Genomic DNA, 16264 nt, shown 5'->3' with positions numbered 1-16264 from the left:
TGGTCCATCAATGGTCGGGGTTGGAGGTGACCAGTTCGGTGAGGACTCCGTGGCAGTCCTTGGGGTGGAGGAAGGTGATCGAGGAGCCCATCGAGCCCGTGCGGGGCTGGTCGTAGAGGACCCGGACGCCCTTGCCGCGGATGGCCTCCGAGTCGCCCAGGACGTCCTCGGTGCCGAAGGCGATGTGGTGCACACCCTCGCCGTTCTTGGCCAGCCACTTGCCCACCGCGGAGTCCTCGCGGGTCGGCTCGAGGAGCTGGAGGTAGGAGGCGCCGCCGTCGGAGGTCCCGTTGATCTTGAGCATGGCCTCGCGCACGCCCTGCTCCTCGTTGACCTCGGAGTGGAACACCTCGAAGCCGTACGTGGCACGGTAGAACTCGACGGTCTTGTCCAGGTCGAAGCAGGCGATCCCGATGTGGTCGATTCTTGTCAGCATGGGACCAGTGCACCGCCGAGGAGGGTGGTCACGCAACGTGCCAGCGATCACACCGACTGCCCGGTGACGGCGCGGGTACTGCTCAGTACATTCAGGTAAACCCTCGTTCACTCCTCATCTTCAAGGGGCTGTGCTCCATGTCCGGAACGAACAACACCACGTCAGTGATCGTCGCCGGGGCCCGCACGCCCATGGGGCGGCTGCTCGGCTCGCTGAAGTCCTTCTCGGGCGCCGACCTCGGCGGGTTCGCCATCAAGTCCGCGCTGGACCGGGCCGGCATCGCCGGTGACCAGGTGCAATACGTGATCATGGGCCAGGTGCTGCAGGCCGGCGCGGGCCAGATCCCCGCCCGCCAGGCCGCTGTCAAGGCCGGCATCCCCATGAACGTGCCGGCGCTCACCATCAACAAGGTGTGCCTCTCCGGCCTCGACGCGATCGCGCTGGCCGACCAGCTGATCCGCGCCGGCGAGTTCGACATCGTGGTCGCGGGCGGCCAGGAGTCCATGACCAACGCCCCGCACCTGCTGCCGAAGTCTCGAGAGGGCTTCAAGTACGGTGCGATCGAGATGCTGGACGCGATGGCCTACGACGGCCTCACCGACGCCTTCGAGAACATCGCGATGGGCGAGTCCACCGAGAAGCACAACACCCGCCTGGGCATCGAGCGCGCCCCGCAGGACGAGTTCGCCGCCGCCTCGCACCAGCGGGCCGCCGCCGCGCAGAAGAACGGCGTCTTCGAGGCCGAGATCACCCCGATCGAGATCCCGCAGCGCAAGGGCGACCCGGTCGTCTTCTCCCAGGACGAGGGCATCCGCCCGGAGACCACGGTGGAGTCCCTCGGCAAGCTGCGCCCGGCCTTCGCGAAGGACGGCACGATCACCGCCGGCACCTCCTCCCAGATCAGCGACGGCGCGGCTGCCGTGGTCGTGATGAGCAAGGCGAAGGCCGAGGAGCTGGGCCTGGAGTGGATCGCCGAGATCGGCGCCCACGGCAACGTGGCGGGTCCGGACAACTCGCTGCAGTCGCAGCCGTCGAACGCCATCCTGCACGCCCTGAAGAAGGACGGCCTCGAGGTCTCCGACCTGGACCTCATCGAGATCAACGAGGCTTTCGCGGCGGTCGCCGTGCAGTCAATGAAGGACCTCGGCGTGACCCCGGAAAGGGTGAACGTCAACGGCGGCGCCATTGCCCTGGGCCACCCGATCGGCATGTCCGGCGCCCGCGTGGTGCTGCACCTCGCGCTGGAGCTGAAGCGCCGGGGCGGCGGGGTCGGCGCGGCCGCACTGTGCGGCGGCGGAGGCCAGGGCGACGCCCTGATCATCCGGGTTCCCTGACCGGCACAGCCCGCAGAAGCAGCCGTAGCGGTAACCGCAGCGAGAACAGAGGAGCGCAGCACGTATGACGGTGGACGTCCCCCAGCTGGTGGCCCAGGCGCGTGAGGGCAGGCCGAGGGCGGTGGCCCGGCTGATCTCGCTGGTCGAGGGGGCGTCCCCGCAGCTGCGCGAGGTGATGGCAGCGCTGGCCCCGCTGACGGGCGGGGCTTACGTGGTGGGCCTGACCGGATCCCCGGGCGTCGGCAAGTCCACGTCGACCTCGGCGCTGGTCTCCGCGTACCGCAAGGCCGGCAAGCGGGTCGGCGTCCTCGCCGTCGACCCGTCCTCGCCGTTCTCCGGCGGTGCGCTGCTCGGCGACCGGGTCCGGATGTCGGACCACGCCTCCGACCCGGGGGTCTACATCCGCTCCATGGCCACCCGCGGCCACCTGGGCGGCCTCGCCTGGGCCGCCCCGCAGGCGATCCGGGTGCTGGACGCGGCCGGCTGCGAGGTGATCCTGGTCGAGACGGTCGGGGTCGGGCAGTCGGAGGTGGAGATCGCCGCGCAGGCCGACACCTCGGTGGTGCTGCTGGCCCCCGGGATGGGCGACGGGATCCAGGCCGCGAAGGCGGGCATCCTGGAGATCGGCGACGTGTACGTGGTGAACAAGGCGGACCGGGACGGCGCGGACGCGACCGCCCGGGAGCTGAACCACATGCTGGGGCTGGGCGAGGCACGGGGCCGGGAGGACTGGCGGCCGCCGATCGTGAAGACGGTCGCGGCCCGCGGCCAGGGCATCGACGAGCTGGTCGAGGCCCTGGAGAAGCACCGGGCGTGGATGGGCGAGCGCGGGGTGCTGGCCGAGCGCCGTACGGCCCGGGCCGCGCGCGAGGTGGAGACCATCGCGGTGACGTCCCTGCGGGCCCGGATGGCGGACGTGCACGGGGACGCCCACCTCGACGCCCTGGCGGCCCGGGTCGCGGCCGGCGAGCTGGACCCGTACGCGGCCGCGGACACGCTCCTGGCGACGCTCACGGAGGCCTGAGCGGGCCGCAGGCCCGCGTAGGGCCTGCGGCCGCCTCCGTACGGCGTACGCACGCGAGAGCCGCGCCCCGGTTCTTCCGGGGCGCGGCTCTCGTACGTCTGCGGGGCGGACCGGTCAGGCGTTGGGACGCTTGCCGTGGTTCGCCTTCTTCTTCTTGCGTGCTCGCTTCTTGTTGCCGCGCTTGGCCATGACGCCACTCCCTCGAAGATCGGGGTAATCCGGGCGTTCGCCAGTCTAGGGGCGCCCGATCCGGTCCGCATCGGAACCCGCGGACCGGCGCGAGTCAGTCGTTGTCGTTGTCGTCGCCGTCCGAGTCCGAGCCGGACACCGTCGCCTTGCCCGTCGTGGCGTCGACGTGGACGTTCGTGGTCTTGCCGCCGGACTTGACCTCGACGTTCCAGTAGCGGGAGCCGTTGTCGTCATCGTCGTCCCATTCCACCGACCAGACCTGGCCGGGGTGGGCGGCGACGGCCGCCTTCATCGCCTGCTGGGCGGTGACTTTCGCGGCGAGCAGCTCCTTGTTCCCGCCGCTGCCGTCGTCGCTGCCGTCGTCCGCGTTGTCGGTGGACACGTTGCCGCTGCGGGAGTCGACCGTCACTTCCGCGTGCTTGCCGTCCTTGCCGATGATGTCGACGTGCCAGACGGCGTTGTCCTTGTCGAGGGACTCCACGACACCGGGGTACTTCTTCAGCGCGGCGGCCGCGGCCCCCTCGGCGTCCACGTCGGCGCGCGCCGAAGCGGCCGACGAGGCGGTTCTCGCCGCGTCGGCCGTGTGTGCGGCGGCGGCCGCCACCGGGCCCCCGAACGCCAGGACCACGGCCGCGGCCGACGCGACGTACGCCTTGTGCTTGCTGTGCATGGCTGACCTCCTCGGGCCGGCCATGCGCTTACGGTTGCCCGGCGGGCGGCCGGCGAGCGAGCGTTACCACCCATTCTCCGGGCTGCCGCCGGGGACGGCACCCGGGACGGGCGCCGTCCGGGGTGGTGTCAGGCCTTGCCGCGCTGGTCGCGCAGGTGGCTCGCGACCGGCTCCAGCGAGGCGCGCAGCGCCGCCAGGGCCTCCGGCGGCAGCAGGTCGATGAAGTGCCGGCGGACGGACGCCACGTGGTGCGGGGCGACCTTCCGCATGAGCTCCATGCCCTCGTCCGTCAGCACGGCGTACAGCCCCCGGCGGTCGGACTCGCAGTTCACGCGGACGACCAGGCCGGCCGTCTCCATGCGGGTGATCTGGTGGGACAGCCGGCTCTTGGACTGCAGCGTCGACGTGGCGAGATCGCTCATCCGCATCCGGTGGTCCTCGGACTCCGAGAGGTTCACGAGGATCTCGTAGTCGTTGTTGGTGAGTCCGAAGGGCTGGAGATCCTTTTCCAGCTGGTGCATCAGCAGCCTGCTGACGTCCAGATGGGTGCGCCAGGTGCACTGCTCGGCGTCGGTCAGCCAGCGCGTGGCCGTCTCGGTCTCCATGGTCTCCATGAATGAACTCTACCTAAGAAGTTGAATTACGTACAAAAAATGGAAAGCTGAAGATCACAGTCCGAGGCGCCGCTGGATGTCACCCAGCTGCCCCGGCATCCGCGGTACGCCCAGCTGCCCCAGCGGGCCCTGCTGGCCGTGGCCGCCGCCGTACCCGGCCCCGGGCACGCCCGCCGATTCCGCGCCGGCGCCGACCGCTCCGACGGCCTTCTCCGCCATCAGCATCTCCGACGACTGCAGCAGCACCGTCCCGGCCCCGACGAACTCGAACTGGTGCTCCTCGCCGGAGCTGCCGCCGATGCCGGTCAGCGAGCGCAGCCCGCCGATGACACCCGACATGTAGCCGTGGTCGTAGTGGTGGCAGGGAGACGGGCAGTCCGCCCAGCCCACCAGCGCCTGCGGGTCCACGCGCATCGGCGGCTCCATGAACACCACCGGCCCGTTGGACGCCGCCACGAACTTCCCCGTTCCGATCAAGGTCAGGAACCCCGGCACGATCGACTGCTTGAGGGCGAGCGTGGGCTGGTAGGCCAGCAGGTTGCCCGACCGGATCGTCAGGTTCCCATTGTCCAGGTCGTACGAGTTCACGTCGAAGGCACGGTCGGCCAGCAGCATCTTGCCCTGGCCCTCGGCCACCACCCAGTCGGCCGCGTGCAGCGGCGAGTGGAAGCTGGTGCGCAGCAGCCGGTCGAAGCGCCCGTTGCCGACGCCGTTGAACTCCATGCGCCCGTAGTAGGCGATCATCTTGCCCTTCTGCAGGAACCACTGGCTCCCCTTGAGCTCCACGCAGAAGGTGTACGCGTTCACGTTGTCGTCGGAGGGCAGGGTGTGCGGGTCGAAGACCGTCGGGCCTCCGGGCCCGCCGATGACAGGGCCGAAATTCACAGCTTCTCCTCCGAGGCCTGCACGTACACCGCTCCCTGGCCCGACAGCTCCAGCTGGAACGCCTCGCCCGAGCCGCGCCCCACCATGTCGCGCCAGCCGAGCGCGGTGGAGAGCTTGTTCCTGACGTCCCCGTGGTGGGCCACGTACGCCTGCGGGTCGACGTGGACCGGCCGGTTCGGGGTGATGGGGAGCTCGATGACCCCGCCGTGGGCCATCACGGCTACCGAGCCGTGCCCCTTGAGGGTGGTGGTGAACAGGCCCTGGCCGGTCACCTGACCGCGGACCATGCCCATGACGCCGCCCTGCGAGCCCATGAACATCGTGCCCTGCTGCAGGGTGCCGTCGAAGGCGAGCAGCCGGTCGGCCTCGACGTACAGGGTCTCCCCAGTCAGGCCGATCACCTGGATGTGGTGGCCGCCGTGGCCGAACATCACGGTGCCGCTGCCCTCGACCGTCATCAGCGGAGTCTGCTCGTTCGCCACGCGGCGCCCGATCATGCCCATCACCCCGCCCTGACCGCCGGTCAGGCTCGGGGTGAAGGAGACCTCGCCGCGGTACGCGAGCATCGCGCCGCGCTGGCTGTACATCCGCTGCCCCGGGATCACCTGGGCCTCGACCATCTTCGAGTTGATCTCGCGGAACGGCATCAGACGTCGCCCCCGATGGTGTTGCGCTCGCTGGGCTGCACGTAGACCAGGCCCTCGCCCTCGAAGCGGATCTGGAACGACTCGCCGGAGCCCTCGCCGATCAGCGTCCGGAAGTTCACCCCGGACTGGAAGGACTGCTGGAGGTTGCCGGTGTGCGCGATGTACGCCCCCGGGTCGACGGAGAGCGGGTACTGGCCGCTGACGCGCAGCACGACGGCCGGGCCGTCGGACATGATCGCCGCCTGCCCGGAGCCCTCGACGGTCGTCGTGAACAGGCCGTTGCCCGTCGTCGCGCCGCGCAGCCCGGTGAAGGTCGTGCCGGTGCGCAGACCCGCGTCGGTGCACAGCAGGTTGCTGGACTCGACGTAGAGCTTCTCACCGCGCAGGTTCACCAGGTTGATCTCGCTCGCGCGGTCGGCGAAGAAGCAGGTGCCGTGCCCCTGCACTTCCATCACGGTCATCTGCTCACCCGTCAGTCGACGGGTCACCATGCCCCGGAGGCCTTCGCCGCCGCCGGTCATCTTCTTGAAGGCCATCTGGCCGTCGTACGCAACCATGGAGCCGTTTTTCGCTTTCACGGCATCCCCGGTCAGGTCGACGGCGAGCACCTTGCTGCCTTGGAGTCGGAACTGAGCCACGGGATGACGTTATCGGCAGCGGGCGGAGGCGAACAGGGCCCCGTGGCCTATATCCGGCGACTGCGGCATCTCGCACACCCGCGGCGGGCCCGCCGGACCCCCGCGGACCCCCGGTCAAGATCCCGCAATGCGGCTGAGACACTGGGACGGACCCCCGGCCACCACCCCGAAGGCTCACCGTGGACATCAAGACCGCTTCCGCCCTGCACCGGCTGCGCCTCGTCTCCGTACCGGAGGCGCTGTCGTTCCCGGCCCTGCTGATCTTCGGCTCGCTGCTGAGCCGGATCTCCGACATCGACTACCTGATGATGCCTCTCGGTGGCCTGCACGGGATCCTGTTCCTCATCTACCTGGTCTTCCTGGCCGACGTCTGGAACAAGGCGAAGTGGCCGGCCAAGAAGGCCGCCCTGTTCTTCGTGCTCGCGCTGGTGCCCTTCGGCGGCCTGTACGGCGACAAGCTGCTCAAGCGCGAGGAGGCCGACAGCGTGCTGGCGGCCCGGGCCCGGCGCGAGGCGGCGAACGCCGCATGATCGTCGCGTTCTCGGTGACTCCGCTGGGGGTCGGCGAAGAGGTCGGCGAGTACGTGGCCGATGCGGTGCGCGTCGTACGGGAGTCGGGTCTGCCGAACCGCACCGACGCGATGTTCACCTCGGTCGAAGGTGAGTGGGACGAGGTGATGGACGTGGTCAAGCGCGCGGTGGCGGCCGTGGAGGAGCGGGCGCCGCGGGTGTCGCTCGTCCTGAAGGCCGACATCCGTCCCGGGGTGGTGGACGGGCTGACGTCGAAGGTGGAGACGGTGGAACGCCACCTGGCCTGACCCGGCCCACCCCACCCCTCCCCCCCCGGACCGCCCGTACGGCCCTGTCCGGGGGCGGCTGATGGGGCCGAGCGCGGTCACGCACACCACGGACGTCGAGCAGCGGTCGATCGAGCTCGGGCTGACCAAGGCGGCCGGCTCGGTGACGGTCGAGGTGCCGAAGGACCCGACGCTGGTGCCGCCGGGCTCGTACATGCTGTTCGTGACGGACGCGGACGGGACGCCTTCGGTGGCGAAGTGGCTCCAGGTGCGGGCTCCGGAGCCGGAGCCGGTGCCGGGGGAGTAGCCCCTGGCGGGGGTGGCCGCTCCTTGCTCCGCACTCCTTGCCTCTTACTCCTTACTCCTTACTCCTTACTGCGGGCGGCCAGGCCGAGTGCGTAGTCCGCCCACCACTTGCCCGCCCCCGGGCCGCCGCGGCAGGGACCGTCGGATTCGCCGGGCCGCTTGATCCAGAGGTACGCGTCGACGAGCGGGTCGCCCGTCCTGTCGGTCGGCGGGACGCCGAGGGCGCGGCCCGGTGGATTGCACCAGGCCTCGTGGCCGTCGCCGGGGAGCGGGCCCGCGCCGTTGCGGCTGGTGTCGATGACGAAGTGCTTGCCGTGGGCGGCCCGGGAGATGCGGGCGCCGTACTCCCGGCCGGCCGCGTCGGGCTGGAAGCCGGAGACGTTGAGGGAGAAGCCGTCGGCCTGGTCGAGCCCGGCCTTGTAGAGGGGTGCGACCAGTTTCATCGGGTCCGGGATCCAGGCCGGATTGCCGGCGTCCAGGTAGACCTTGGTGTTCCGGTTCTTCTTCAGCCGGGTGACGGCCTCGGCGAGGAGCCGCAGGCGCTCGTCGTGGTGGTCGGCCTGGGTGCAGCCGTCCACGATGTGCGGGACGGCGTCCGGTTCCAGGACGACCACGGCCTTGGCGTCGCCGATGCCGTCGGCGAAGGCGCCGATCCAGTTGCGGTAGGCGGTGGCGTTCTTCGCCCCGCCGGCCGAGTGCCTTCCGCAGTCGCGGTACGGGATGTTGTACGCGGTGAGCACCAGGACCCGGCCCGCCGGCCTGGCGCTCTTCGCGGCCCGGCGGATCTCGGGACCGGGGTCGTCGCCGGGCCCCCACAAGGCCATGGGCCGTTCCGAGATCCGGCGCAGGACCTGGGCGTCGCTGTTGCGGCCCTGGGCCTCCCAGGCGGCGACCTGCCGGGCGGCGTCGCTCCGGGGGTCCACCCAGAACGGGGATGTGGCGGGCGCGGCCTGGCCCGGTGCCCCCGGCGGAGCCTCCGCGGGGGCGTGCGAGGGGGCGGACTCCCGGGCGGCTTCCGGACTGCCGCAGGCGGGCGCCGCGGCGAGCAGCAGCGCGAGGCCGAGTGCGGCGGTGAGGGGTCTGGGGCGTGGGCTGGGTCGGCCTGGCATCCGGGTTCCTCGGGACGAAGGGTCGGTACGCGGAATCAAGGACCGGCATATCGTGACATGACGGTCAGTGAGCCCTGCTCCGCGACACCGCAGGTGCCGCCGCCTGGAGGCACCGGAACCCGGCTACACCGACCGGGAGCCCGTGGTCAGGGCGATGGCGAGCGGGGTGCGCTCGTAGAGGATCCGGTGGCCGTGGCGGGCCGAGACCAGCAGGCCCACCCCGTGCAGGGCCTTCAGGTGCGCCGAGACCGTGGCCGGTGCCAGGCCGAGCCGGCGGGCCAGCGCCGTCGTGGAGGCCGGCTCGTCCAGCGCGCACAGCACGTCCGCCCGGCCCCGGCCCAGCAGCCGTGCCAGCGCCTGCGGGGTCGGGCCCGGCGAAGCCGTCCACAGGGCACCGATACCGCGCGCCGGGTAGACCAGCGTCGGCTGCCAGGGCGGGTCGTACCCCCCGACCACCTCCGGCCACACGAACGCGCTCGGCATCAGGAGCAGGCCCTGCCCGTCCAGGGAGCGGTCGTGGTGGGTCGGGCGGTCGATGGTGAGCGTGCCGTCCGACCACCTGAGGTCCGGGTGGAGGCCGTCGAACAGCGCCTCCAGCCCGCCCGCCGCCAGCCGCCGCGAGTGGAACAGGATGTCCGCCTCCAGCAGCTCCCGCAGCCGCGGCCAGTGCGGGGCGATCAGCGCTGCCCACGCCTGCTCGTACAGATCGGCCAACTCCTGTACGGCCCGGGCCGGATCCGCGAGCATCCGCCGCCCGAGCTCGCTCTCGACGGCTCCCGGGGTGCAGACGAGGGCGCGCCGCAGGTCCTCGCGCAGCGCCTCCGGATCGGCGGCCGAGGACCGCACCCGGGCCAGCTCCTCCTCGAAGGTGACGGAGGGGCCGACCGGCGGCGGGCTCAGGAAGTCGGGGTTGTGGCCGGTGCGCGGCATCAGCAGCCACAGCGGCCGCAGGTCCAGCCCGTCGGCGGCCACGCGGATCTGCCGCAGCCAGGGCAGGTGGTACGCCTGCCGGGCGGGCCTCATCAGGGTCCGGACCGCCTCCTGGGTCTCCCAGCGGGGCGAGATCGAGAACCGGCAGCGCAACAAATCCCCGGGCCCGAACCGGAAATGGAACACCATGCCGCTCCCTCCGGGCTGTGGCGGTTGGTCCGTGCCCGCGGTTTCCGCTGCGCGGAACCTCTCCCCGCCCCGCCCTTTCTCCGTATCCCGGGGCGCGGCCCCGGGCCCCGCGCCCCTCTGCGGCGCCGTTGCGGGGGCGCTGCCCCCGAACCCTCCCCCTCGCCGAGCTGGGGGGGACCCCCAGCGCCTCAAATACCGGCGGGGTCGGTTGGTGAACACAGTGATTCGCCACAGGCCGAATCACTGTGTTCACCAACCGTAGCCCCGCAAGGTCACCGCATGGCAACCGTCAACCAAGCCACCTCGCCGACCGCCGGCGGCTACCGGTCCGTCTTCCGGGTCCGGGAGTTCCGGCCCGTCTTCGCCGCACACCTCATGTCCGTCCTCGGCATCGTCGTCGCCGAGATCGCCCTCACCGTCCTCGTCTTCCGCACCACCGGCTCGCCCCTGATGAGCGCGCTCACCTTCGCCCTGGGCTTCCTCCCGTACGCCCTCGGCGGCACGCTCCTCGCCGGGATCGCCGACCGACGGCCCGCCCGCCGGGTCCTCGTCGGGTGCGACCTCGTCTGCGCAGCCTGCGCGGCGGCCATGGTCCTGCCCGGCACCCCCGTCGCGGGGCTCCTCGTCCTGCGCTGCGCCATGGCCTTCGTCGCACCGCTGTTCCAGGGCACGCGCAACGCCTCCCTCGCCGACATCCTCGGCCCCGGCGACGCCTTCGTCCTCGGCCGCTCGCTGATGCGCATGGTGGCCCAGAGCGCCCAGCTCATCGGCTTCGGCCTCGGCGGGCTGCTGCTCACCGTCCTCGCCCCGCGCGCGGCCATCGCGCTGACCGCCGCCGGGTTCCTGTGCTCGGCCCTGCTGCTGCGCTTCGGCACCCGGGCCCGGCCGGCCCGCGCCGGCGCCGACCGCACCTCCCCGCTCGCCGGGCTGCGCGCCGTCCTCGGCGACCGCCGGCTGCGGGCGCTCACCCTGCTGTTCTGGCTGCCGCCCGTCTTCGTCATCGCCCCCGAGGCGCTGCTCGTCCCGTACGCCGACGGCATAGGCGCCGACACCGCCGCGCTGGGAGTGATGATGTGCGCCCTGCCCGTCGGCACCATCGCGGGTGAACTGTGGGCCGGCTCGGCGCTCGGCCCCCGTGCCCGCTCCCGGCTCGTGGCCCCGCTCGCCGCCGCCGGCCTGCTGCCGCTGCTCGTATACGCCGTCCGGCCCGGGGTGGTGACCGTACTGGCCGCCCTGCTGCTCGCCGGTCTGGCGCACGCGTACAGCCTCGGCCTCGACCAGTGGTACGTCGACGCCGTCCCGGACGAGCTGCGCGGCCGGGCGATGACCCTGCTGAGCACCGGTCTGATGACCCTCCAGGGCGTCGGCATGGCCCTGGCCGGGCTGGCCGCCGAGTTCCTGCCGGTACACGTGGTCGTCACCGGCGCCGCGGTGCTCGGCACGGCGGTGGTCCTGCTTCTCCTCGCCGAACTGCGGTCCGCGAACCGGCGGGAGGGCGGACCGAAGAATGAGACGGGGCCCACGGCCAAATGACCGCCCGGTAGGGTCGGGTACGTGTCCAAGCCGCTCAGCCTCCCCTTCGACCCCATCGCCCGCGCCGACGAACTGTGGCAGCGCCGCTGGGGGCCGGTGCCCTCGATGGCCGCCATCACCTCGATCATGCGCGCGCACCAGATCCTGCTCGGCGAGGTCGACTCGGTGGTCAAGCCGTACGGGCTGACCTTCGCGCGCTACGAGGCGCTGGTCCTGCTCACCTTCTCCAAGGCCGGCGAGCTGCCGATGTCGAAGATCGGAGAGCGGCTGATGGTCCACCCGACGTCGGTGACGAACACGGTGGACCGGCTGGTGCGGTCCGGGCTGGTGGCCAAGCGGCCGAACCCGAACGACGGCCGCGGCACGCTCGCCTCCATCACGGACAAGGGCCGCGAGGTCGTCGAGGCGGCGACGAAGGACCTCATGGCGGTCGACTTCGGGCTGCGCGCGTACGACGCCGAGGAGTGCCAGGAGATCTTCGCGCTCCTGCGCCCCCTGCGGATCGCCGCCGCGGACTTCGACGAGCAGTAGCAGCCGAGCAGTAGCGGCCGCCGTCACCGGGCCCCCGTCAAGATCGCGCAAAACGGATCGTTACGCTCGTATCCATGAAACGAAGCGTGCTGACCCGCTACCGCGTCATGGCCTACCTGACCGCGGTCATGCTGTTGATCCTCTGCACCTGCATGGTTTTCAAGTACGGCTTCGACACCGGCGCCGACCTGACCCTGGCGGTCTCCCAGGTGCACGGTGTGCTGTTCATGATCTACCTGGTGTTCGCCTTCGACCTGGGTTCCAAGGCCAGGTGGCCGTTCCCGAAGCTGCTCTGGGTGCTCGCCTCCGGCACGATCCCGCTGGCCGCCTTCTTCGTCGAGCGCAAGGTCCGCGCCGAGGTCGAGCCGCTGGTCGTGGACGCCGTGGCCACCGTCGACGCCTAGAGCGCCGCTCGCCCATCGGGTACCCCGGGGATACTCCCCGGGGTTTCCCATCGACATTTACTAGGACGTCCTAGTAAATTCGTGGGTATGGACGCTGACGCCATCGAGGAGGGCCGCCGCCGCTGGCAGGCCCGTTACGACAATGCCCGCAAGCGCGAGGCCGATTTCACCACGCTCTCCGGGGATGACGTCGATCCCGTCTACGGGCCCCGGCCCGGTGACTCGTACGAGGGATTCGAGCGCATCGGCTGGCCGGGGGAGTACCCCTACACCCGCGGCCTGCACGCCACCGGATACCGCGGCCGGACCTGGACCATCCGCCAGTTCGCCGGGTTCGGCAACGCCGAGCAGACCAACGAGCGCTACAAGATGATCCTGGCCGCCGGCGGCGGCGGGCTCTCCGTGGCCTTCGACATGCCGACCCTCATGGGGCGCGACTCCGACGACCCCCGCGCCCTCGGCGAGGTCGGCCACTGCGGGGTCGCCATAGACTCCGCCGCCGACATGGAGGTCCTGTTCAAGGACATCCCGCTCGGCGATGTGACCACGTCGATGACGATCTCCGGCCCGGCCGTGCCCGCCTTCTGCATGTACCTGGTCGCCGCCGAACGGCAGGGGGTGGACCCGGCCCAGCTCAACGGCACCCTCCAGACGGACATCTTCAAGGAGTACATCGCCCAGAAGGAGTGGCTCTTCGAACCCGAGCCGCACCTGCGCCTCATCGGCGACCTCATGGAGTACTGCGCGAAGGGCATCCCGGCGTACAAGCCGCTGTCCGTCTCCGGCTACCACATCCGCGAGGCCGGGGCCACGGCCGCGCAGGAGCTCGCATACACCCTGGCCGACGGCTTCGGCTACGTGGAACTGGGCCTCTCCCGGGGCCTGGACGTGGACCACTTCGCCTCCGGCCTCTCCTTCTTCTTCGACGCGCACCTCGACTTCTTCGAGGAGATCGCCAAGTTCCGCGCCGCCCGCCGGATCTGGGCGCGCTGGATGAAGGAGGTGTACGCGGCGCAGAGCGAGAAGTCGATGTGGCTGCGCTTCCACACCCAGACGGCCGGCGTCTCGCTGACCGCGCAGCAGCCGTACAACAACGTCGTACGCACCGCGGTCGAGGCCCTTGCGGCCGTCCTCGGCGGCACCAACTCCCTGCACACCAACGCCCTCGACGAGACCCTCGCGCTGCCCAGCGAGCAGGCGGCCGAGATCGCCCTGCGCACGCAGCAGGTGCTGATGGAGGAGACCGGGGTGGCCAACGTGGCCGACCCGCTGGGCGGTTCCTGGTACGTGGAGCAGCTCACTGACCGCATCGAGGCCGACGCCGAGAAGATCTTCGAGCAGATCAAGGAGCGCGGCCTGCGCGCCCACCCGGACGGGCAGCACCCGATCGGACCGATCACCTCGGGCATCCTGCGCGGCATCGAGGACGGCTGGTTCACCGGGGAGATCGCCGAGTCGGCCTTCCAGTACCAGCGGTCCCTGGAGAAGGGCGACAAGCGGGTCGTCGGCGTCAACGTGCACCACGGGTCGGTGACCGGGGACCTGGAGATCCTGCGCGTCAGCCACGAGGTGGAGCGCGTGCAGGTCCAGGAGCTGGCCGCGCGCAAGGAGCGGCGCGACGACGCCAAGGTGAAGTCCTCGCTGGACGCCATGCTGGCCGCCGCCCGCGACGGGTCGAACATGATTCCGGCGATGCTGGACGCGGTGCGCGCCGAGGCCACGCTCGGCGAGATCTGCAACGTGCTGCGCGACGAGTGGGGTACGTACACGGAGCCGCCGGGCTTCTGAGCGGCCTTGGTGAAGTGGGGTTTCGTTTTCGCGTCGTCCGGTGCGGTGCATCGCAAGGCGGAGCGGCACGCTGGTACTGGACGTACCAGGGTGCTGCGACAACGCGGCACCAGCCCGCCCCCGTTCGGCGGAAGGCCGGTCGCGGCGGCCCCTGCGGGGGCGGCCGGGACCGGCCTTTCCGTTCGCCCGGGCCGATCCGGGGCTCAGACGTGGGCCGGGCCCTGGAGGCCGTGCATCAGGAGGGCCGTGAAGGTGGACACCCAGGCCTCGTCCACCGGCTCGCAACTGACCAGCGCGCGGTGGACCACCGTGCCCGCGATCACGTCGAAGATCAGGTCCGTGGTGCGGCCGGTGAGGCTCTCGTCCTCCTCGTACGGGAGTTCGCCGCGGGCCTGGGCCCGTTCGCGGCCCAGTACGACGAGACGTTTCTGCCGGTCCACGATCGCCGACCGGATGCGGTCGCGCAGGGCCTCGTCCCGGGTGGACTCGGCGACGACGGCCATCAGGGCCGTACGGGCCTCCGGCCGCCGCAGCAGCGCCGCGAACTGGAGGACCACGTTCTCTATGTCGGCTTCGAGGGAGCCCCGGTCGGGGAGCTCGAGCGAGTCGAAGAGCTCCGCGACCGCGTCCACGACCAGCTCGTTCTTGCCCGCCCAGCGGCGGTAGAGGGTGGTCTTGGCGACCCCGGCCCGGGCCGAGACGTCGCCCATCGTCAGCTTCGACCAGCCCAGCTCGACCAGCGCGTCCCGCGTCGCGGCGAGGATCGCCGCGTCCGCAGCGGCGCTGCGGGGGCGGCCGGTGCGTCCTGTCGGGGGGCTGGGCTTGCGCATGGCGCAGACCATACCCGTCGGTAGCGGAACCGGAGCCCCCCGAAATGCTGTGCTTGAGATCACGGGGCGCGAAAGGCCGCGAGGAGTTACGCTACGGCTCGTAGCGTAAGAGCGACGACCACGCGAAGAGCTACCGGCGCCAGGTGGGGACCCGGCGCCACACCACATGACTACCGCACAACCGATCGGCCCGACGCGGGCAAGAAGGCATTTCGGCCGATCTTTTTCGTCGGCGCGCACACACGGGGGAGGATGTACGCATGCAGCCCAGAAACATGTCCATGAGCGGTGTCGTCGACCTTGCCGCGGTGAAGGCGGCCGGCGAGGCCAAGGCGAAGGCCGAGCAGGCCCGTGCCGAAGCGGTCCGGCAGGCCGCCCAGGGTGGCGCACCCGCGTCCGCGGGCGCCGCGGCGCCGTCCGCGCTCGTGATCGACGTCGACGAGGCCGGCTTCGAACGCGACGTCCTCCAGCTCTCCGCCGAGGTCCCGGTCGTCCTGGACTTCTGGGCCGAGTGGTGCGAGCCGTGCAAGCAGCTCAGCCCGCTGCTGGAGCGCCTGACGATCGAGGCGAACGGCCGCCTCCTGCTCGCCAAGGTCGACGTCGACTCCAACCAGATGCTGATGCAGCAGTTCGGCATCCAGGGCATCCCGGCCGTGTTCGCCGTGGTCGCGGGCCAGGTGCTGCCGCTGTTCCAGGGCGTGGCGCCCGAGCAGGAGATCCGCGCGACCCTGGCGCAGCTGGTCCAGGTCGCCGAGGAGCGCTTCGGGATCATCGGCATCGAGGTGGACCCGAACGCCGAGGGCGTTCCCGCGGGCGCCCCGGCCGCCGAGGCCGCGGCCCCGGCGGGCCCGTACGACGCGCTGCTCGAGGCGGCGGTCGTCGCGCTGGACGCCGGTGACCTGGGCGGCGCGGTGCAGGCGTACAAGAACGTACTGGCGGACGACCCGGCCAACACCGAGGCCAAGCTCGGCCTGGCCCAGGCCGAGCTGCTCGCCCGGGTCAAGGACATGAACCCGCAGGCGGTGCGCGCCGCGGCGGCCGAGGACCCGAAGGACCCGGCGGCCCAGATCGCCGCCGCGGACCTGGATCTGGTCGGCGGCCACGTGGAGGACGCCTTCGGGCGCCTGGTGGACACGGTCCGGGTGACGGCCGGCGCCGACCGCGACGCGGTACGGGTGCGGCTGCTGGAGCTGTTCGAGGTCATCGGGGCGGACGATCCCCGGGTGGCGGCGGCGCGTACGGCGCTCGCGCGGGTGCTGTTCTAGAGCCCGCTCCGTGTCCCTTCCGGAAGCGTCCGGGAGACCGCCGGACCACCGGCGATTTGTTGACACAGAGATAAACAGCGGCCGCACTTTGCCAAAACTTGGCAATTGTGGCCGCTGTTACTCGCAGTAAGAGGAACCCCGCGATC

At 71.2% G+C, this 16264-nt stretch carries 18 protein-coding genes and 1 pseudogene; 10 read left to right on the top strand and 9 right to left on the bottom strand.

Annotation, left to right across the window (positions count from 1 at the left end; genetic code table 11):
• Nucleotides 1–7: 7 nt before the first annotated feature.
• The gene (gene mce / locus AB0M76_RS09790; RefSeq protein ID WP_030153803.1) at nucleotides 8–436 is read right to left on the bottom strand and encodes a methylmalonyl-CoA epimerase; all 429 of its coding nucleotides are present in this window, start codon (nucleotides 434–436) and stop codon (nucleotides 8–10) included.
• A 137-nt stretch (nucleotides 437–573) separates the two neighbouring features.
• On the opposite strand from mce, the gene AB0M76_RS09785 reads away from it, so the two are divergent.
• Together AB0M76_RS09785 and meaB are read left to right on the top strand one after the other, a co-directional pair.
• Nucleotides 574–1770 carry an acetyl-CoA C-acetyltransferase gene (locus AB0M76_RS09785; RefSeq protein WP_365952389.1) on the top strand — a complete coding sequence of 399 codons (1197 nt, stop codon included), beginning with the start codon at nucleotides 574–576 and terminating at the stop codon, nucleotides 1768–1770.
• 64 nt (nucleotides 1771–1834) lie between these two features.
• A complete protein-coding gene (gene meaB / locus AB0M76_RS09780) occupies nucleotides 1835–2794 on the top strand; it encodes a methylmalonyl Co-A mutase-associated GTPase MeaB (protein ID WP_365952388.1) in 960 nt (319 codons plus the stop codon).
• Between the two features lie 283 nt (nucleotides 2795–3077).
• Here the strand turns inward: meaB and AB0M76_RS09775 are convergent, their stop codons facing one another.
• The 5 genes from AB0M76_RS09775 to AB0M76_RS09755 all read right to left on the bottom strand — a co-directional run bounded on the left by AB0M76_RS09775 (nucleotide 3078) and on the right by AB0M76_RS09755 (nucleotide 6437).
• Nucleotides 3078–3653: a PepSY domain-containing protein gene (locus AB0M76_RS09775; RefSeq protein ID WP_365952387.1), complete on the bottom strand. Its 576-nt coding sequence runs from the start codon at nucleotides 3651–3653 to the stop codon at nucleotides 3078–3080.
• A gap of 128 nt (nucleotides 3654–3781) precedes the next feature.
• Nucleotides 3782–4258: a MarR family transcriptional regulator gene (locus AB0M76_RS09770; protein WP_266633215.1), complete on the bottom strand. Its 477-nt coding sequence runs from the start codon at nucleotides 4256–4258 to the stop codon at nucleotides 3782–3784.
• 63 nt (nucleotides 4259–4321) lie between these two features.
• Nucleotides 4322–5152: an AIM24 family protein gene (locus AB0M76_RS09765; protein ID WP_365952386.1), complete on the bottom strand. Its 831-nt coding sequence runs from the start codon at nucleotides 5150–5152 to the stop codon at nucleotides 4322–4324.
• Complete coding sequence (locus tag AB0M76_RS09760; protein WP_030295230.1) at nucleotides 5149–5799, bottom strand: AIM24 family protein; 651 nt, start codon at nucleotides 5797–5799, stop codon at nucleotides 5149–5151. The genes AB0M76_RS09765 and AB0M76_RS09760 overlap by 4 nt, the downstream gene beginning before the upstream one ends.
• Nucleotides 5799–6437 (bottom strand): AIM24 family protein, encoded by a 639-nt coding sequence (locus AB0M76_RS09755; protein WP_365952385.1) that lies wholly within the window; start codon nucleotides 6435–6437, stop codon nucleotides 5799–5801. The genes AB0M76_RS09760 and AB0M76_RS09755 overlap by 1 nt, the downstream gene beginning before the upstream one ends.
• A 179-nt stretch (nucleotides 6438–6616) precedes the next feature.
• Here AB0M76_RS09755 and AB0M76_RS09750 point away from each other — a divergent pair, with 179 nt between their 5' ends.
• From AB0M76_RS09750 to AB0M76_RS09740, 3 genes and pseudogenes are all read left to right on the top strand, one after another.
• Nucleotides 6617–6967, top strand: a complete 351-nt coding sequence (locus AB0M76_RS09750) for a DUF3817 domain-containing protein (protein WP_030295226.1) — start codon at nucleotides 6617–6619, stop codon at nucleotides 6965–6967.
• Nucleotides 6964–7254, top strand: a complete 291-nt coding sequence (locus AB0M76_RS09745; RefSeq protein WP_030153812.1) for an MTH1187 family thiamine-binding protein — start codon at nucleotides 6964–6966, stop codon at nucleotides 7252–7254. Before AB0M76_RS09750 ends, AB0M76_RS09745 begins: the two co-directional genes overlap by 4 nt.
• Before the next feature lie 55 nt (nucleotides 7255–7309).
• Nucleotides 7310–7540, top strand: a pseudogene (locus tag AB0M76_RS09740) (galactose oxidase early set domain-containing protein); the annotation flags it as partial.
• Between the two features lie 58 nt (nucleotides 7541–7598).
• On the opposite strand, the gene AB0M76_RS09735 reads toward AB0M76_RS09740, so the two are convergent.
• Together AB0M76_RS09735 and AB0M76_RS09730 are read right to left on the bottom strand one after the other, a co-directional pair.
• The gene (locus tag AB0M76_RS09735) at nucleotides 7599–8648 is read right to left on the bottom strand and encodes a glycoside hydrolase family 6 protein (protein ID WP_365952384.1); all 1050 of its coding nucleotides are present in this window, start codon (nucleotides 8646–8648) and stop codon (nucleotides 7599–7601) included.
• A gap of 123 nt (nucleotides 8649–8771) precedes the next feature.
• Nucleotides 8772–9767 carry a DUF5937 family protein gene (locus tag AB0M76_RS09730; RefSeq protein ID WP_365952383.1) on the bottom strand — a complete coding sequence of 332 codons (996 nt, stop codon included), beginning with the start codon at nucleotides 9765–9767 and terminating at the stop codon, nucleotides 8772–8774.
• A 279-nt stretch (nucleotides 9768–10046) separates the two neighbouring features.
• Here AB0M76_RS09730 and AB0M76_RS09725 point away from each other — a divergent pair, with 279 nt between their 5' ends.
• From AB0M76_RS09725 to AB0M76_RS09710, 4 genes are all read left to right on the top strand, one after another.
• Nucleotides 10047–11300: an MFS transporter gene (locus tag AB0M76_RS09725; RefSeq protein ID WP_365952382.1), complete on the top strand. Its 1254-nt coding sequence runs from the start codon at nucleotides 10047–10049 to the stop codon at nucleotides 11298–11300.
• A gap of 21 nt (nucleotides 11301–11321) precedes the next feature.
• Complete coding sequence (locus AB0M76_RS09720) at nucleotides 11322–11831, top strand: MarR family transcriptional regulator (RefSeq protein WP_266663623.1); 510 nt, start codon at nucleotides 11322–11324, stop codon at nucleotides 11829–11831.
• Between the two features lie 74 nt (nucleotides 11832–11905).
• On the top strand, nucleotides 11906–12235 hold the full coding sequence (locus tag AB0M76_RS09715) for a DUF3817 domain-containing protein (RefSeq protein ID WP_365952381.1): 330 nt from the start codon (nucleotides 11906–11908) through the stop codon (nucleotides 12233–12235).
• A gap of 87 nt (nucleotides 12236–12322) precedes the next feature.
• Nucleotides 12323–14023, top strand: coding sequence for a methylmalonyl-CoA mutase family protein (locus tag AB0M76_RS09710; protein ID WP_365952379.1), 1701 nt, complete (start codon nucleotides 12323–12325; stop codon nucleotides 14021–14023).
• A 203-nt stretch (nucleotides 14024–14226) separates the two neighbouring features.
• Here the strand turns inward: AB0M76_RS09710 and AB0M76_RS09705 are convergent, their stop codons facing one another.
• Nucleotides 14227–14853: a TetR/AcrR family transcriptional regulator gene (locus tag AB0M76_RS09705; RefSeq protein ID WP_365952378.1), complete on the bottom strand. Its 627-nt coding sequence runs from the start codon at nucleotides 14851–14853 to the stop codon at nucleotides 14227–14229.
• A gap of 260 nt (nucleotides 14854–15113) precedes the next feature.
• Here AB0M76_RS09705 and AB0M76_RS09700 point away from each other — a divergent pair, with 260 nt between their 5' ends.
• Nucleotides 15114–16118, top strand: coding sequence for a tetratricopeptide repeat protein (locus tag AB0M76_RS09700; protein WP_365952377.1), 1005 nt, complete (start codon nucleotides 15114–15116; stop codon nucleotides 16116–16118).
• The last annotated feature ends 146 nt before the right edge of the window (nucleotides 16119–16264 follow it).

Origin of the sequence: Streptomyces sp. NPDC051364, assembly GCF_040682115.1 — a bacterium.
Classification (GTDB): Bacteria; Actinomycetota; Actinomycetes; order Streptomycetales; family Streptomycetaceae; genus Streptomyces.
This window is presented reverse-complemented; position numbering and strand designations above follow the sequence as displayed.

Excerpts from the sequence above, each read along its gene's own strand:
- AB0M76_RS09760 (WP_030295230.1), bottom strand. The coding sequence starts at position 5,799 with ATGCCGTTCCGCGAGATCAACTCGAAGATGGTCGAGGCCCAGGTGATC.
- AB0M76_RS09705 (WP_365952378.1), bottom strand. The coding sequence starts at position 14,853 with ATGCGCAAGCCCAGCCCCCCGACAGGACGCACCGGCCGCCCCCGCAGC.
- AB0M76_RS09770 (WP_266633215.1), bottom strand. The coding sequence starts at position 4,258 with ATGGAGACCGAGACGGCCACGCGCTGGCTGACCGACGCCGAGCAGTGC.
- AB0M76_RS09735 (WP_365952384.1), bottom strand. The coding sequence starts at position 8,648 with ATGCCAGGCCGACCCAGCCCACGCCCCAGACCCCTCACCGCCGCACTC.
- AB0M76_RS09700 (WP_365952377.1), top strand. The coding sequence starts at position 15,114 with ATGCAGCCCAGAAACATGTCCATGAGCGGTGTCGTCGACCTTGCCGCG.
- meaB (WP_365952388.1), top strand. The coding sequence starts at position 1,835 with ATGACGGTGGACGTCCCCCAGCTGGTGGCCCAGGCGCGTGAGGGCAGG.
- AB0M76_RS09745 (WP_030153812.1), top strand. The coding sequence starts at position 6,964 with ATGATCGTCGCGTTCTCGGTGACTCCGCTGGGGGTCGGCGAAGAGGTC.
- AB0M76_RS09785 (WP_365952389.1), top strand. The coding sequence starts at position 574 with ATGTCCGGAACGAACAACACCACGTCAGTGATCGTCGCCGGGGCCCGC.
- AB0M76_RS09725 (WP_365952382.1), top strand. The coding sequence starts at position 10,047 with ATGGCAACCGTCAACCAAGCCACCTCGCCGACCGCCGGCGGCTACCGG.
- AB0M76_RS09730 (WP_365952383.1), bottom strand. The coding sequence starts at position 9,767 with ATGGTGTTCCATTTCCGGTTCGGGCCCGGGGATTTGTTGCGCTGCCGG.
- AB0M76_RS09710 (WP_365952379.1), top strand. The coding sequence starts at position 12,323 with ATGGACGCTGACGCCATCGAGGAGGGCCGCCGCCGCTGGCAGGCCCGT.
- AB0M76_RS09715 (WP_365952381.1), top strand. The coding sequence starts at position 11,906 with ATGAAACGAAGCGTGCTGACCCGCTACCGCGTCATGGCCTACCTGACC.
- mce (WP_030153803.1), bottom strand. The coding sequence starts at position 436 with ATGCTGACAAGAATCGACCACATCGGGATCGCCTGCTTCGACCTGGAC.
- AB0M76_RS09775 (WP_365952387.1), bottom strand. The coding sequence starts at position 3,653 with ATGCACAGCAAGCACAAGGCGTACGTCGCGTCGGCCGCGGCCGTGGTC.